This window comes from Pseudomonas sp. MF6751, assembly GCF_016613265.1.
Lineage (GTDB): Bacteria > Pseudomonadota > Gammaproteobacteria > Pseudomonadales > Pseudomonadaceae > Aquipseudomonas > Aquipseudomonas fluorescens_BV.
In genome coordinates this window covers 35,032-50,850 of record NZ_JAENSV010000022.1, presented here as the reverse complement: position 1 = coordinate 50,850, position 15,819 = coordinate 35,032, and the positions used below count along the sequence as shown (strand labels likewise).

Genomic DNA, 15,819 nt, shown 5'->3' with positions numbered 1-15,819 from the left:
TGCTTATGCCTGAAAAAAGGTAAGCGGGTATCTCTCGAGTGGTCAGCGTTAACTAAAGCCTGATAAGGAGCGCAACATGGAAGATAAAAAGACGCTGTTGAACGCCAAGAAAGTAGAGCTGGGCAATCATCGGATCTTTGCTGAAATCAATTCGCTGCCGGTCCTGCGCGCCTTTATGGAAACCCATGTGTTTGCGGTGTGGGATTTCATGTCCCTGGCCAAGCGCCTGCAACAGGACCTCACCTGTACTCGCCTGCCTTGGCTGCCCCCCGTGGACCCGGCGGCCGCGCACCTGATCAACGAAATCATCCTGGGCGAAGAGTCCGACCAGAACTTGCAAGGCGGTCACTACAGCCACTTCGAACTCTACCTGCATGCCATGCGCGAAGTCGGCGCCAGCACCGACAAGATCGAACACTTTGTCAAATTGATGCGCGAAGGCGTCGATCTGAAAACGGCCTTGAGCCGTTGCGGTGCAGGCCTGGCAGCGTCGGCTTTCGTCACTGACACCATCGAAACCGCCATCAACGCTTCCACCCACAGTGTGGCTGCTGCGTTTTTGCATGGCCGTGAAAGTGTCATCCCGCAGATGTTCCAGCGCATTCTGGACGATTGGGATATCACCGCAGACGACGCGCCAACCTTTCGCTATTACCTGCAGCGCCACATCGAAGTCGACTCGGAAGACCACGGCCCGGCGGCAGAAAGCCTGTTGGCGCGCCTGGTCAATGGCGATGCGCAGCGTCAGGAAGAGGTCTACGTATCGGCTATCGCGGCGGTACAAAGCCGCCTGGCGTTGTGGGACAACCTGCGCGTGGCCATGGGCGAAACGGTCAGTGAGTGCGTGGCATGAACTTCGAAGTGATCGAGGCCGACCAGGCCCAATGGTTTGAGGTGACCTCTGAACGCGGTATCACGCTGACCGTCTTCAAAGACACATTGGACCCTGTTACGAAAACCGGAGTGCGTACACGTCTGGTACGTTTTCACCCTGGGGGCGGCACCCGTGAAATCTATACCCATGATTATCACGAAGAAGTGTATTTGATTGAAGGCGACCAGACAGAGCAGGCCAGTGAGGGGCGCCCGGAGAAAACTTACCGCGACGGTAGTTACTTCTTCAGGGCCGCACACACGGAGCACGGGCCGTTTAATTCGAAAGACGGATGCCTGTTGTTTGAAGTGCACTACTACTGAGTATCATGAATAAAGGAAGTAGTCATGAGAGCTGAAGCATATCAATCGTTTTCCGAGTCGTGGGAGGAAAGGGCGACCATTCGGACGCGCCCGAGACGACGCTTGGAAGATGACGAAAAGTTAATATTTCCGGCCAGTCGTCAACCATTGGTCATGAGCGCTACCTTTATGCAGGAGTGTAGTCACTTACAGCATTTTGTTCTCGTTCAGAGCTTGTATAAGTTCATTAATGATGTGGTGATTTTCGAAACCGAAATTGTCGACAAGACCGCCAGGAGCATTGCGAAAGATAACTTCGCTATCCGCTTTCCGTTTGCGTGCCGTTACGACGCGATGACCGTGGTCGTCGATGAGGACTATCACGCGCTAGTGGCGATGGACTACATGCAACAGACCATCGAGTTGACGGGCATCGAACCCATCACCTTGCCAGCGGAAATCGAGCTCAGCCGTTCAATCCCCAAGGCATTGGCCATGGCGCCCGCGCACCTCAAGGCTGCTGTGGAGCTGATCTGCGTGGCCATTGCGGAAAACACCCTGACCAACGATGTTGCCGCGTTTGCCCGCGACGACTCGGTCAAGGCATCGGTCAAGGGGTTGATGGCCGATCACTTGGCGGATGAGGGTCGACATTCGGGCTTTTGGGCCAAGTTGACGCGCATTTACTGGAATACCGCGAGCGAAGAGGACAAGCGTGTGCTGGCCTCGATCATGCCGGTGTTCCTGGGTGAGTACCTGACCAACGAGATCCAGCAGGGGTTTGATTTCGCGCTGATCGAGCAACTGCCGGTGAGCCCCAGCGTCAAGGCGGCGTTGCGTGAAGAGGTCGAAGGCATGAGTTTTCCGATCACGCCGTCTCACCCGCTGGTAGGCAACATCGTCCGATTCTTCAAACACAGCGGCCTGCTCGACGCTCCCTGCATGCAGGAAGCGCTCGCCGATTATCTGCGCTAGAGGACAACTTCGATGAGACATCTTGATATCGTTTTGTGCGGGCGCAGCCATGCGCTCGCCTGCCTTACGCAAGAGTTGGAACAGATGGGGCACACCGCCCGCTTGTTGACCAGCGATAACGCCGTTGAGCTTTGCCAGTTGTCGGCGCCGGACGTGCTGATAGACGACGCCAGCACGGCGCAACTCCCGCACTATCCGTCGTGTCATCGCCTATCTTTGCGGGCGCAGGCTGACGATGACAGTGATGTTCTCGCGCCACTGCGGGTGGACTGCCTGTGGCGTCCTGGCGATGGCGACTGGATGCTGCTGGGGCGTCGTGAAGTCAGCGCCTCCCTCGCCGGCAACGGTGCCGACCGGGCACGTGAAGCGATCGCGCAAGTGGTAGAGATGGCCAGTGTGCACATCGGGCGTTTCTCACGCAGTGCTGACTATCTTGAGGCGCCCCGTGAGCCGGTGCAGGCGATTGATCGCTTGTCGAGCCTGACCCTGTTGGATGGCCTGGCCTGGCGTCATCGCCACAATGCGAGCGCTAATACCGGCATTCTGGAGGAGGCCAGGCGCCCCTTTGTGCAGCGCTTGGCCGATAGCCTGTTGGCCAACGCCGAGCGCAACGCTCTGAAAGTGCAAGGGCGGGGTATGTCCTATGCGCAACTGCACGCTTATAGCGTTGCGATCCAGGAACGCTTGCAACCCTTGCTTGAAACCTCGACCCCAGGGTTGACGGTGGTCGGCATCTCGTTGCCCAAAGGCACTGCGCTCTATGCAGCGATCCTGGCGGTGATTGGTTGCGGTGCGGTGTACCTGCCGTTGGACCCGAACCATCCTGTCGACCGCCGTGCGGCCATCCTCAAGCATGCCGGTGCCAGCCTGCTGATCCAGGACACCGAGGCAGACAACCCGCTACCGGGCCTGGCTACCCTGGATATTGGCCATCTGGACTTCTTCCACCACGGCGCCAAGGGCTACAGCCGTGTCGCCCTGGCCCCGGATCAGAGCCTGTTGCGCGTAGCGCTGCACGGTTCGGCACCCTGTGTGGCGATCTACACGTCCGGTACCACCGGCCAACCCAAAGGCGTGTTGCTCACAGTCGACAACTTGAGCCACTTCTGTGCGTGGTATGCCCGTTACGTGGAACTGGACCGCCATAGCCGCGCCCTGCAGTTCTCGACCATCAATTTCGATGCATCGCTGCTGGATATCTTCCCGACGCTGATCCAGGGGGGCGAGTTGATCGTGCCCACCGAAGACCAGCGCCGCGACCCGGTGGCGCTTGCTGAATTGATCCAACAGGAGCAGGTCACCCACGCCTTTTTGCCGCCGGCTTTGCTCAGCATCATCCAGCTTGAATCGCTGTACGGCATGCAGCACTTGGTGACGGGCGGCGATGTGTGCGAACCCCACGTGATCGAACAACTGGTGGGCCATTGTGCACTGCACAACATCTATGGCCCCACCGAGACCACGGTGCTCGCCACCTGCCGTACCTTCCAACGGGGGGACAACAATCGCAACCTGGGCGTACCGATTGCCAATACCGCGATTTACCTGCTGGATGAGCACGGCCAACCGGTAGGCGAAAATGACAGCGGTGAAATCCACATCGCCGGGCCAGGGGTAGGCGCCGGTTACCTGGGCGCCTTGCAAATGACGGCCGAACGCTATCGGCTGCACGAGTTACCCGATGGCCAGTGGGTGCGCCTCTACCGTACCGGTGACCTGGCGCGTTGGACCGAGGAGGGCATCCAGATCATCGGGCGCCTGGATAACCAGGTGAAGATCCGCGGTTTTCGGGTGGAGCCGGAAGAGATCGAACACCTGCTGCAATCGAGCCAGTTGTTCCGGCAACTGGCGGTGGTCATCGATCACCAGCGCCGCATCCTGGCGTTTTTCTCTCAGCCTCAAGAGGGCGAGGGCCAGGCGGCCAGTGAGCAGTTGCAGGCCTATGCGCTCAAACATTTGCCCGACTACATGCGCCCCAGCGCCTATTGCCTGCTGGACCGGTTGCCGGCCACGGCCAATGGCAAGGTCGACCGCAAGGCCCTGAGAGACCTGCCGGTCAACTACAAGACCCAAGGGCCGCGCCTGGCGCCCCAGAACGCCACCCAGGTGCAGTTGCTGGAGCTGTGGTCCAGGCTGCTCGACTTGCCAGGGCCGGACATTTCCGTAGATGACAGTTTCTTCAATCTGGGTGGCCATTCGATCCTGTTGTCGCAGATGCTCATGGGGATTCGCGAGGCGTTCGGCAAAGGAGTCTCGATCAACCGCTTTATTGAGCAACCCACCTTGGTCAACCTCGCCAACCTGATCGAGCAGGACGTCGAGGCCACTGCTACGGTCAGTCCGCAGGCGCTGCAAGACGCCATGATCCGGCCTGAGCTGGAGGTACTGCCCATCAGTCGATTGGGCAACGTACATAAAGTCATCGTGACCGGCTCCAACGGGTTCCTGGGTGTGCATATCGTCGAGGCCCTGCTGGAACTGGGCAGCACCGAAGTGGCGTGCCTGGTGCGCGAGTCCGGCGGCATGAGCGCGCAACAGCGCTTCGAGGATGCGCTGATCCAGAACCGCCTCGAACATCTGGACCTGAGCCGGGTCAAGGTCCTGGCGGCGGATATCAGTAAGCCGCGCCTGGGGTTGTCCGAGCAGGACTATGAATGGCTGGATCGTGAATACGGCGTGTTGATCTACAACGCGGCCAACGTCAACCACGTGCTCGACTACGAGTCGCTGGTCAAGGACAACGTCACGCCGGTGCTGGAATGCCTGCAATTGTGTGAAGGGCGCAGCAAGAAAATTTTCAACTTCATTTCCACCCTGTCGGCCTCCAGCACGGTGGACGAGCAGGGCCGGGTATTGGAAGAACCGCCTGCCTTCACGCCGCCCATCTACATCCGCAATGGTTACAACCTCTCCAAATGGGTGGCTGAGCGCATCTTGTGGAACGCCAGTGAGTCGGGGGTGTGGGTCAATCTCTATCGCCCTGGAAACATCGCGTTCAATACGCGAACCGGCGTGTGCCAGCCTCATCAGAACCGTTTGATGCTGATGCTCAAAGGCTCTTTGCAGCTTAAGCAAGTGCCCGAACTGGCGCTCAACTTCGACCTGATGCCGGTGGACTTCCTCGCACGCTTCATTGCGTTTCACGCCAGCCGTCATAACCGCACCAAAGCGGTGTTCAACTTGCACAACCCGCTGCCTTTGACATGGGCTCACTATCTGGAGGCGTTCCGCGCGGCCGGTCACGATTTCCAGATGGTCCCGGTGACACAATGGCAGCAACGCCTGTCGGCCATCGACAGTGATAACGCGTTGTTCGGCGTGGTCGGTTTTTACCTCAATGGGTTTGAAGAAGACATTGGCGATATCTCGATGATCGAGTACCGCAATGCACTCTCAGGCATCCAGAGCATGGGCGAAGACTACCCAGCCAAGAACAGTGAGTTGCTGCAAAAAGGCTGTGACTACCTCAAGCAAATCGATTTCATCTGAACAAAAAAAGGAGCTTACCCATGCAACATTTTGAACCCGATACCCTGGTCCGTAATCCAGTCGGCAACCCTGTCGTCGCCCGCGTCAGCGTGAATGGCGATGCTCGCAGTGTGTGGAATGTCGTCGGAGATTTCGCCGGTTTCGCGAAGTTTATTCCGGCCTTGTCCCATATCGAGATGACGGGCGAGGGCGTGCGCTCGGTACGCAAGAAGCTGTTCAAGGACGGCAATGTCGTGATTGAGCAACTCAACAGCCATGACGATCAAGCCATGACCATGACCTGGTCGCTGATCTACACCTCGCTGAACATCGGTAACCTGTGGGCGCTGATGGAGGTGGTGCCACAAGGCCCGAACCAGAGCCTGGCGACCTGGACCATCATTGGCCAGCCCTACACGGGCGGCAAGGAAGACGTACCGGCGTTTGAAGCTTTCCTGCAAGGCTTTGCCGATGACGCGATGAAGAACGTACAGGCGCTCTTCAACTGACATAGAAAGAGCAGGCGGAGGCTGATTCCGTGGCGAGGGAGCTTGCTCCCGTTGGGGCGCGAAGCGACCCTGAGAATAGGACTGCTGCGCAGTCCAGCGGGAGCAAGCTCCCTCGCCACAGAAGCATTCTGCTGTTTTAAGCGTTAGTTGATGGCCTGATCAATCCCCGCCTGCAAGGCCTGGCTTTCACTGTGCCCACCCGCTCGCAGCGGGCCCAGGTTGAAGGCTTGGTCCTTGCGCGTGGCGTCGTCGTGTTTCTGGGTCAGTTCGTCCTTGGCACCCAGGACCAGGTTGACCGGCGACTTCGAAACGTTCAGCCCGACATCGGCGCGGTAGTCGCTGCCGGCCAGTGTGGTTGCCGTCACCTTGGAGCCACCCAGCTCAACCTTGCCATTGGTTGCACTGATCCGCGCGCCCGTGAGCTGCGTATGCCCCTTTACCTGCACGTTGACGCCATGGCTGCTGCGAATACCTGACGCCTGGGCGACGCTGTCCTTGGCCACATGGCTGACATCCAGATACAGAGTCGGGGTGTAGCTGGTGTTGCCGCTCTTGTCGCCGAACAACACGCTTTCGGCGGTATTGGCCACCTTGCTGCCGGTGGTGTCTTTGCCACTGACGGTGTAGCTGTCGCTGGTTTTTGGCCAGACCTTATCCTTGAAGCCAGACAAGCGCGTGCCCAGGGCATCGGTCTTGTCTGCCAGGTATGCCTTGGCCTTGTCCACGCGGGTACCGAAGGCGCCACGGGGTTCCGGGTTCACATCGTAGCTGCCACTGCAAGTGAGTTTTTCGCCCAAGCGTTCCTTGGCATTGACCACGCTGTTGACCACGCTGTCCTTGGCCGAAGCCAGGTGCCCGGTGCCTTTGTCGACGACGTTCTCCAGCTTGTCGCGATGCTTGTCGAACGCGCCTTCAGCCTTGGCTTGTACCTTGTCCTTCAATGGGCCGCTGGCTTTGGCCAGCTTATCCACCACCCCCGGCTGGTTTTTCTCGACATCCAGCCTGGCGTCGACATTCACCTGGGTGCTGTTGACCTGGTCCTTGCGGCTTTCGACGACGAGGTCGCCGCCCACCGTGCCGTACACCTGATCGGCGTCGATACGTGCACCGGCCAGATGGGTATCGCCAGCACTGTTGAGGGTGACGTTACCCGCCGTGATTACGCTGTTGTGCTGGGTGGTGCCTTGCAAGTGATCCACATCGACCTTGACCCGCGCATTGATGCCGCGCTGGGTCTTGGGTGTCTCATGTTCACCGGCGTCAGCCAAGGTGGTTTTGCCGACGCTGCCCCCTGCGCCCAGGGTGACGCCCCAGTTGCCACGGGCCTGGCTCGATTGCGCAGACTCTTGCAGGATGCCGCCGTTTTGCGCATCCAGGCTAACGCTGGCTGCGCTGACCTGAGTGCCCTGCAAGTGGATGGCATCGGTTGCCTCAGCGCCGCTGGCGAGGCTGACCTTGCCCGTGCTGTGCAACTGCCCGACGACGGCGCTCTGGTCGTTTTCCGCTACTTTGCCAATGTTGAAGTTGGCGCTGAGGCTGCCGGTCTTGCTGCTGCTTTCGGCGCTGCTGGTCTTGCCGGCACCGAGGGTCAGGCCACCGCCCAGGTTACTGCCGTTGCTGACGTGGCTATCGGAGGCGGCTTGCAGGTTTAGCTTGCCGCCGGCATTGAGGCTGATATCGCCAGCCTTCGCGCCCGTGCTGCCGATCTGCGTGCCTTGCAGGGTCATGTCAGCGCCGCTGCTGAGCTGCACGGGGCCGCTGCCCTGGATGGTCGCGACCTGGGCCTGGCTGTCCTGGGTGTCCAAGCGTTTGTTATCCAACTGCACGCCGACACCGAGGTTGACGTTGCTGCCATTGGCGCCGGGTGCGGTGCCCACCGTCAGTGAGCCATTGCCGCGCAGCGTGCTGCTGTTTTTGCTCTGGGTGTTGGTGGCATGGTTGAGCGCCAGCTCACCGCCGGTCTTGAGGTTGACCCCAGCCTGGCCGCCGTCGAACTGGCTGCCTTCATAACGGGCATCCCCCTTGGCCTCGATGCTCACGCCTTGGCTGGCCACATAGCTGCCGACCACCGCCGTGCTGGTGGATTCGCGCACATCGCTGCTGCCGCCCAGGCCGCTGCCGCGTACATTCAGGTCTTCACCGGTGGTGGTATAAACCCGCACGCCAGCCTTGGCGTCCACGCCTTGCTTGCTGCTGCTGTGGGTGTTGGCCGCTGCGGTAGCAACCTGCTCGCCCGCCTTGATGTTCAGCCCGCCCTCGGTGGCGCGGTACTGGGTGCCCTCGTCCTGCAAGGTGCCGGCTGCATTGATCTGCACCGTGGCGCCGCTGAACTGGCTGACCACGGCGGTGCTGTCCTGCGTTGTGCCGGTTTTGTTCGTGTGGCCGACTTCCACATCCAGGCCGACATTGGGTTGCTCGAACGCGTCCAGCAAACCGGGCTGATGGAACTTGGCCTGGGCCACGCCCTCGACGGCTTTTTCGATCGGGCGGGTAATGCCTTTGTATTCCACATTGGCGCCGACATCGGCGGTCCAGCCGTTTTCCTTGTGGGTGCTGGTCTCGGTGGAATGGGCAGCCTGGTTGTCGATCTGGCCAGCGTTGACCTGCAGCCCGGCGCTGGCCTTGGCCTGTGCACCCTCGCTGGTGAAGGTGTTGCCAGCGTTGATGGTCAGCTTGCCGGCCGCGGCCACGGTGCTGGTTTGCGCAGTGGTTTTTTCAGCGGTGTCTTGGCTGCTTTGGTGGCTGAACTGAGCGCCACTGCCTGCCCGATCAATGCCGCCGGTGTAGTAGAAACTGCCGCCGGTGGTGGTTTTGTCGACGGCTTCGGTGCGCTTGTCGTGGGCGGCCAACAGTTCGACGTTTTTGCCGCTCAGGGTGGCATCGCCTTCGGTGGCCTGGAGGTTGGATCCGGTGATGCTGACATCGCCTGCGGCGTTAACCGTCACACTGGCGCCTTTAAGGCTGGAAGCCTGTTGTTGCGTGGTGTCGGTCTGGCGGGTTTGCTGCTGGTCTTCATAACTCAGGCCCGCACGGTACTGGCGGCTGACACCCTCGGTTTCCTTGGCGTAGCCATCGAAGCCACGGCTATGGGTGCGGGTGGTGTCGTGAGTGGTGTTCTCGGCGGCAACGACCTTGATATCGCCCTTGGCATCCGCTTGCAGTTCACCCGCGGCGGACACCTGGGAGCCACTGACGGTGATGTCCTTGGCACTTTGCAGCTTGAGGTTGCTGTCCGAGCGCAGGTTGCTGGCAACCACGGTGCTGTCCTTGAGGTTCTTGCGGCTTTCATCCTTGGAGATGCCGAAGAACTTGCTGTCATTGCTGTAGCGGTTGTCGTGGGAGGTGTCCTGGACGCCGTCGATCACCAGCGAGCCTTTGTCGCTGATGACACTGGCCTGTTTGCCGCCACGGGCCTGGCTGCCGCTGATGCGCACGTCGTCGGCCTTGACGATCAGCTTGCCGTCGGCGTTGACCTTGCTACCGGTGTTCGACGTCTTGCCCTGGTTACCGTCGCCTTGCTTGCCGAAGAAGCTGCCACCGGTGAGGTCGCCGGAGTAGGCATTGTCGCGGCTGCTTTGGGTACGGCTGGCGCTGGCGATTTCCACGTGCCGGGCGGCCAGTTGAATATCGCCTGGGGTTTTCAGCTCGGCGCCTTGCAATTGCAGCTTCTGTTGGCTGGTCAGCTCCAGTGTCTTTCCGGCCTTGAGGCTGCTGGTGATGCTGCGTTGTTCGCTGCTGGATTTATCCCAGTTGGCTTTCCACAGGTGTTTGCGATGGTTGCCCTGGTCGCGGGTTTCATGGGTTTCGGTGGCGGCGTTAACGTGCAGGTCGGCACCGCTGTCGACGCGCAGAGTGTTGCCCGCTTCCACATGGCTGGCTTTGATCTCGGTGTTGGCGCCGGAAGACAGCGCCGCATCCTGTTGCGCCACAACCTTGTTGCCGTGCTGGCGCGAGTCTTTGTCGGTGGTGGTGCGGTCGTAGGTTTCGTAGGTGAACAGGAAGTTGCTGTTGTCCCACTGTTCACGCTTTTCCTGGAGCTTGCGGCTTTCCAGGCTGCTGAGGGTCAGGTTGCGGCTGGCGTCGAGTTTGACGTTGCGCCCGCTCACGTCGGTGGCGGCCAGGTTCAGGTCCTTGGCGCTGTGCAAGTCGACATCGCCCTGGCGGCTGTGCACGCCAGCGCGAGTGGCGTCGAGGCTGTCGGCACGCACCTGGCCGCTGATGTCGAGGTCGCCGGCCGAACTGATCTTCACCCCGTCAGTGCCTTGCACCTCTACGCCGCCCACGCGTACACCGGCGCCTTCGGCGGTGCTGATGATGTTGATGCGCCCGGCCTGCATTGCGCCGAACAGGCGTGCGTCGATGCGTTGGTCCTGGGTCTTGCTGGCCGGGTCCACCTGGCGTACCTGCCCGCTGGCGAAATCGACCTGGTTGCGGCCGACGGTGAGGTTCAATTGATCGCGGGCACTGAGGCGACCTTCGCTGTCGATGCGTGGCGCGATCAGGTTGATGGAGCCTTCACGGTTTTGCAGGCCTTGGCCCTGGATCGTCAGTTGGCCGTTGGCATCGCGGGTGCTCAAGGCTTGCAGCTTGCCGTCGTTGAGTTCAGGGCGGCCCACCACCAGGTTGGCATTGGGCGTGTTGATGAAACTGCCGCCATTTACCGAGATACCGTTAGGGTTGGCCAGCACGTAATCGGCCGCCTGGCCAAAAATCTCCTGGGCGCCGTTGAGGGTCGAGGCGTTGCGGCTGATCACTTCGTTGAGGATCACGCTCGCCGCCTGGCCCTGGAACTGCGGGTTGGCCGCCAGCTGCCCGGCAAGTTGGGACTGGCCGGCCTGCAAGGCGTTGTTCAACACCAGGCCCTGGCGGTCGACGTTGTAATCCAGGAACTGGTTATGGGACAGGCCACCGGCGTTCGGCGCGACGATATTGACGATGGGGACGCCGCTCTGGTTTTGCAGTTGCGGCGTACCGCCAGGACCTTCGACGACGGTCAAGCCTGCGGCGAGCGCAAGCTGCGGTAGCAGAAACAGGCTGGCGATGGCCCAGCGCAGTTTGCCCTGGGGTGAAAGGTGGAAGCTATGTGAAGTAGTCGGCATAAATAATCTCGCTCTGTGTTGGCTGATCCACGACGCGCGTTGTTCGTTGCAACGCTGCTGGGGTGGTCAGGTACGGCGGTGACTCAGGCTAAAAACAGGTGTTGACTCATCGGTGCACATTCATATCTGCACGCTAAGGCGCGTCAGCCAGACCTCCGGCTCCTGGCGAAAACCTGTGGGGGTGTTGAGGTTGCGTTGGTAGTCGATGTCGAGCTGTACGTTCTTCCAGCTCAGGTTGAGCCCCGCGCTGGCGCCGCTCAGGCGTTGGCTCTGGGCGCCGTGTTCGTGCTTGACCCAGCCGTTGTCCAGGCCCAGGCGCGGGGTGAGCTTCACCGGCAAGTCCGTGTTGAGCGGCAGGCGCAAGGTATTGCGCCATACCGCGCCAATGGCACCGGAACTACTGTTTTCGCGGTAGCCGCGCACGGCCGAGTCGTCGGTGATCAGCAGCTGTTCGATGGCGGGCAATGCATCCGGGCTGTACTGCACCGACAACTGGCTCTGCCACTGCCATGGCTGCGCTGCCCATTGGCCGTTGCGCCATTGGGTGAGGTTGGCGCGGTACTTTTGAAACTGCGCCTTGGGCCGGTTTTTCTGCACCTGGTCGGCATCGCGATCGGCGCCGAACCAGGTCAGGCCCTGGGCGTAATTGACGTCCAGGTTCCACACCGCGCTGTTGAGCCAGAACAGGTTCAGGCCCGCTTCGGCTACGGTCAGCGTCGGGCTCTGGATGTCCAGGTGTACCTTCTGTAGGTAGCTGTCGACGTCTTTGTAGGCCAGTTGCAGGTTGGCGCTGAGTTGGTGGCCCTGGTCGCGCCACAACACACGGTCGCTACGCAGGCTGACCTGATCGGTGCGGCCACTGTTGTAAAACGTGGTGCGGCTGAGTTTGAACGGCGAGCGGTATTCGGCATGGCTGGCGAACAGGCTGTAGGTCCAGTAACCGTAGGGGATCGAGTAGAACAGGCTGTGGCTGCGGCTGTAGCGCGGCCCATGGTTGAGCGTGTCGCTGAAGCTCAGGTTGAGCGAGTCGTTGATTTGCAGCGGGCTGTCCAGGCTCAAGTTGATCGCATTGCGATCACGCCCGGTGCCGGCGCTGCCGAGGTTATCCACCCCCAGGCCCAGGGCCCAGCGCGAGGCACTGCTGCGCGAGCGCAGGATGATGCGCGACGCGCCCGCTGTGCTGCCTGGGGCGACGTCGGCGGTGAGGTCCACCGAGCGCAGGCGGTTGAGCTGGTCCAGGCCCTGCTCCAGGTCTCGCAGGTTCAGTGGTTTGCCGAGCATCCCGGGGAATGCCCCGCCCAATGACACCGGCAGGCTCTGGTCGGCCAGTTCGATAGCCTCCAGGTAGCCTTCTTCGACGTGAATATCCAGCGGTTGCCCGGCGGCGGGCGCGCTGATCAGGTAGGGGCGGCTGGCGATATAACCGGCCTCGACATACAGCCGCGTAATCTCGGCCAGCAGGCGGTTGATCTGGGTGACGCCCATGCAAGGCGCCACGTAGGGCTCGATGTGTTTATCCAACTCGGCACGGCTGAACAGCGTGACCCCGGCCAGGCGCGTACCGCTCAAGGGCCAGCAGCGTTCGTCCTTGGCGATGTCTGTTGGCAAGGCCGGTGTGGCCGCTGGCGTACCGAAACTGCCACGTTGCATCTGGCGTTGGCGTTGCTCCAATTGTAATTGCTGCAGGTCGCGTTGCTGTTGCTGCTGCAAGCGCAGGGCTTCCTGGCCTGGCTGCGGCGCCTCGGCGCCAGCCACGGGCAGCGCCCACAGGCAGAGCAGGGCGATGCCCAGGTTCCGGGTACAACTCAAGTGTCCGGTTGAGAGCTGATTTGGCACTCGACATCCTTAACGTAGAAATACACACGATCCACACCGCACGAGCTAAACCTTGAACTCAGCGCAGACTTGCCCCACTTGAGTGAGTGCTGAACGGTTTGTTACATCGCCGTAGGATTTATTGCACATTCTGTAAGAAAAATCGTGTGATGCAGTGCTCAAATGCACAAATTCAGTGCGCGAATGGGCATCTCAGCCCAAGAATCCTGATTTTTAAGGAGGCGGGAGGGGGCGGCGCGGTTTTGATTGTTGTTTGGGCTTCACCTAATCGGCGTGCCGCGGCGAGGAACTGAACACCTTGCCCGGTTGCCAGATTAGGCTTTTGAATCCATTGGATATTCTGTAGCCTTGCGCAGCTTTAAGCTGTACCCGTGCTTGATGAACAAAAACACTTCGTCCGGCGGTGCCCGAAGGGCTCCTGAGCCGGTGGTACACTCGACTTTCGCGCTACTGCGCCTGCAGGTCTTGCGAACATGACGCACATTTCCGAACGCCTACTGGTTCAAGCTCACCTCGACGCCAAGCAGCCCAAGGTCCTCAGCGCTGCCGAAGAGGCGAGCCTGCGAACCGCCATCGCCGCCGAGCTCAAGGCTCAGGACGCGGTGCTGGTTGCCCACTTTTATTGCGACCCGGTGATTCAGGCCCTGGCCGAAGAAACCGGTGGCTGTGTGTCCGATTCCCTAGAGATGGCGCGCTTCGGCGCCGCTCACCCGGCCAAAACCGTACTGGTGGCTGGCGTGCGCTTCATGGGCGAGACCGCCAAGATCCTTACGCCTGAAAAACGCATCCTGATGCCTACCCTGGAAGCCACGTGCTCCCTGGACCTGGGTTGCCCGGTGGATGAGTTTTCCGCGTTCTGCGATCAGCACCCCGAGCGCACCGTGGTGGTCTATGCCAACACCTCGGCGGCGGTCAAAGCTCGGGCCGATTGGGTGGTGACTTCCAGCTGCGCGCTGGAAATCGTCGAAAGCCTGATGGATAACGGCGAGACCATTATCTGGGGGCCGGACAAACACCTGGGCACCTACATCCAGCGCCAGACCGGTGCCGATATGCTGCTGTGGGACGGTGCCTGCATCGTCCACGAAGAATTCAAGTCCAAGCAGCTCGAAGACATGAAGGCGCTGTACCCGGATGCGGCAATCCTGGTGCACCCGGAGTCACCGACTTCGGTGATCGAATTGGCTGACGCGGTGGGTTCCACCAGCCAACTGATCGCTGCGGCGCAACGCTTGCCGAACAAGACCTTTATCGTCGCGACCGACCGCGGCATCTTCTACAAGATGCAGCAGTTGTGCCCGGACAAAGTCTTTGTCGAAGCGCCTACCGCCGGTAACGGTGCAGCCTGCCGCAGTTGCGCGCACTGCCCGTGGATGGCAATGAACACACTGGAGCGTACGTTGCAGTGTTTGCGTGAGGGCAGTAATGAGATCTTCGTGGAGCCGGCGGTGATTCCGCAGGCGGTACGACCGCTCAAGCGTATGCTCGACTTTACCCAGGCAGCACGGTTGAAACTGGCCGGCAACGCCTGAACACAAATCAAAATGTGGGAGCTGGCTTGCCTGCGATAGCGGTGTAACAGTCACAGGTGTTTTGACTGCAACACCGCTATCGCAGGCAAGCCAGCTCCCACACTCGAGTTACTTCTTTTGCTTCGGGATCCGCACCAACTGCGTATCCGAATAGATGTCATGCCAGCTGCGTTTGTGTTTATCGAACAACGACCAGATAAATCCCAACCCCACGCACAGCCATGACGCAATCGACACCACAAAACGCAGCAGTGCCTGCCACAGGCTGATGCGCGAGCCGTCAGCGTTCTGCACGCGCACGCCCCACACCTGCATGCCCAGGGTTTGCCCCGAATGGGTCCAGAACTTGGCGAAGAACCCGAACAGCACGAACAGCAGGATCGTGGACAGCAACGGGTCACCGTCCAGCGCGCCGGATTCGGTGAGCGTGCGCATCTTCGCTTCGCCCACGAAGGCGATCCACACCAGCTTGTAGATAAACGCGGTGACGATCAGCAGGGCAGTGCACAACAGGAAATCGTAGAACATCGCTGCCAGGCGGCGGCCCAGGCCAACGGCGGGGAATTCGCCCTGGGGGCTCAACAGGGGTTTGGACATGGCAGGGCTCTCTGGAGAAAGCACGCAGTTTACGCAATGGCGCCCATAAAAAAGCCCCTGATGTCATATCAGGGGCTTTTTGTCGCAGGTATGGATCAGGCTTCTGCTAGGACTTCGTCAGCCTGCATGCCTTTCTGGCCTTGCACGGCAACGAAAGTCACTTTCTGGCCTTCCTTCAGGCTCTTGAAACCATTGCCCTGAATTGCGCGGAAATGCACGAACAGATCCGGACCGCTTTCAGGAGTGATAAAACCAAAGCCTTTTTCGTCGTTGAACCACTTGACGGTACCGCTCTGACGCTCAGCCATTTTCTTCTTTCCTTTGACGCTAAAAATTAATGACAGCCCCTTTCACGCGAAAGAGTACTGGGCTGGGTTGCAGGAAAGTAAGAGACGTCGAACGGGTTGTAGCAAACTACTTGAGCTACTGCCCAGGTCCAGGTTCCAAGCGACCCATGCAAACACAGTGGGCAAACTCTACGCCAACTAATATGAAAAAAACAAGCCCTTGTGCAGGCCCTGATTTTACTGGGGCTCATGACACTTTGTTGAATGTTCTGATACCCGCTTATTCGATAGAGTTATTCACTTGTTATAGAGCGTCAGCTATAAAAATCCTATCGTGAAT

The 15,819-nt window shown here is 60.1% G+C and carries 10 protein-coding genes; 6 read left to right on the top strand and 4 right to left on the bottom strand.

The genetic code is table 11. The annotated features are described in order from the left end of the window. The first annotated feature begins 76 nt into the window (after nt 1-76). The 5 genes from JJD66_RS18135 to JJD66_RS18115 are packed head-to-tail and all read left to right on the top strand — an operon-like array spanning nt 77 to nt 6,128. The gene (locus tag JJD66_RS18135) at nt 77-853 is read left to right on the top strand and encodes a DUF3050 domain-containing protein (RefSeq protein WP_054898387.1); all 777 of its coding nucleotides are present in this window, start codon (nt 77-79) and stop codon (nt 851-853) included. After that, nucleotides 850-1,197 carry a DUF4437 domain-containing protein gene (locus JJD66_RS18130; protein ID WP_034128561.1) on the top strand — a complete coding sequence of 116 codons (348 nt, stop codon included), beginning with the start codon at nt 850-852 and terminating at the stop codon, nt 1,195-1,197. Before JJD66_RS18135 ends, JJD66_RS18130 begins: the two co-directional genes overlap by 4 nt. A 24-nt stretch (nt 1,198-1,221) precedes the next feature. Continuing rightward, complete coding sequence (locus JJD66_RS18125; protein WP_105228178.1) at nt 1,222-2,151, top strand: diiron oxygenase; 930 nt, start codon at nt 1,222-1,224, stop codon at nt 2,149-2,151. A 12-nt stretch (nt 2,152-2,163) separates the two neighbouring features. Continuing rightward, on the top strand, nt 2,164-5,640 hold the full coding sequence (locus JJD66_RS18120; RefSeq protein ID WP_200648700.1) for an amino acid adenylation domain-containing protein: 3,477 nt from the start codon (nt 2,164-2,166) through the stop codon (nt 5,638-5,640). A gap of 20 nt (nt 5,641-5,660) precedes the next feature. Then, nucleotides 5,661-6,128, top strand: a complete 468-nt coding sequence (locus JJD66_RS18115; RefSeq protein WP_200648699.1) for an SRPBCC family protein — start codon at nt 5,661-5,663, stop codon at nt 6,126-6,128. 143 nt (nt 6,129-6,271) lie between these two features. Here JJD66_RS18115 and JJD66_RS18110 read toward each other — a convergent pair whose 3' ends face one another. Together JJD66_RS18110 and JJD66_RS18105 are read right to left on the bottom strand one after the other, a co-directional pair. Continuing rightward, a complete protein-coding gene (locus JJD66_RS18110; RefSeq protein WP_200648698.1) occupies nt 6,272-11,227 on the bottom strand; it encodes a hemagglutinin repeat-containing protein in 4,956 nt (1,651 codons plus the stop codon). A 120-nt stretch (nt 11,228-11,347) separates the two neighbouring features. Further along, nucleotides 11,348-13,063: a ShlB/FhaC/HecB family hemolysin secretion/activation protein gene (locus JJD66_RS18105; protein ID WP_200648697.1), complete on the bottom strand. Its 1,716-nt coding sequence runs from the start codon at nt 13,061-13,063 to the stop codon at nt 11,348-11,350. Between the two features lie 473 nt (nt 13,064-13,536). Between JJD66_RS18105 and nadA the strand changes: the two genes are divergently transcribed. Beyond that, nucleotides 13,537-14,595: a quinolinate synthase NadA gene (gene nadA, locus JJD66_RS18100; protein WP_003193840.1), complete on the top strand. Its 1,059-nt coding sequence runs from the start codon at nt 13,537-13,539 to the stop codon at nt 14,593-14,595. A 108-nt stretch (nt 14,596-14,703) separates the two neighbouring features. On the opposite strand, the gene JJD66_RS18095 is transcribed toward nadA, so the two are convergent. Together JJD66_RS18095 and JJD66_RS18090 are read right to left on the bottom strand one after the other, a co-directional pair. Continuing rightward, on the bottom strand, nt 14,704-15,192 hold the full coding sequence (locus JJD66_RS18095; protein ID WP_034128556.1) for an RDD family protein: 489 nt from the start codon (nt 15,190-15,192) through the stop codon (nt 14,704-14,706). A gap of 95 nt (nt 15,193-15,287) precedes the next feature. Beyond that, nucleotides 15,288-15,500 (bottom strand): cold-shock protein, encoded by a 213-nt coding sequence (locus tag JJD66_RS18090; protein ID WP_105228165.1) that lies wholly within the window; start codon nt 15,498-15,500, stop codon nt 15,288-15,290. Nucleotides 15,501-15,819 lie beyond the last annotated feature (319 nt).

Bases quoted from the DNA above. Each gene is read 5' to 3' on its own strand.
- JJD66_RS18135 (WP_054898387.1), top strand. From the start codon at position 77: ATGGAAGATAAAAAGACGCTGTTGAACGCCAAGAAAGTAGAGCTGGGC.
- JJD66_RS18095 (WP_034128556.1), bottom strand. From the start codon at position 15,192: ATGTCCAAACCCCTGTTGAGCCCCCAGGGCGAATTCCCCGCCGTTGGC.
- JJD66_RS18125 (WP_105228178.1), top strand. From the start codon at position 1,222: ATGAGAGCTGAAGCATATCAATCGTTTTCCGAGTCGTGGGAGGAAAGG.
- JJD66_RS18130 (WP_034128561.1), top strand. From the start codon at position 850: ATGAACTTCGAAGTGATCGAGGCCGACCAGGCCCAATGGTTTGAGGTG.
- JJD66_RS18115 (WP_200648699.1), top strand. From the start codon at position 5,661: ATGCAACATTTTGAACCCGATACCCTGGTCCGTAATCCAGTCGGCAAC.
- nadA (WP_003193840.1), top strand. From the start codon at position 13,537: ATGACGCACATTTCCGAACGCCTACTGGTTCAAGCTCACCTCGACGCC.
- JJD66_RS18120 (WP_200648700.1), top strand. From the start codon at position 2,164: ATGAGACATCTTGATATCGTTTTGTGCGGGCGCAGCCATGCGCTCGCC.
- JJD66_RS18090 (WP_105228165.1), bottom strand. From the start codon at position 15,500: ATGGCTGAGCGTCAGAGCGGTACCGTCAAGTGGTTCAACGACGAAAAA.
- JJD66_RS18110 (WP_200648698.1), bottom strand. From the start codon at position 11,227: ATGCCGACTACTTCACATAGCTTCCACCTTTCACCCCAGGGCAAACTG.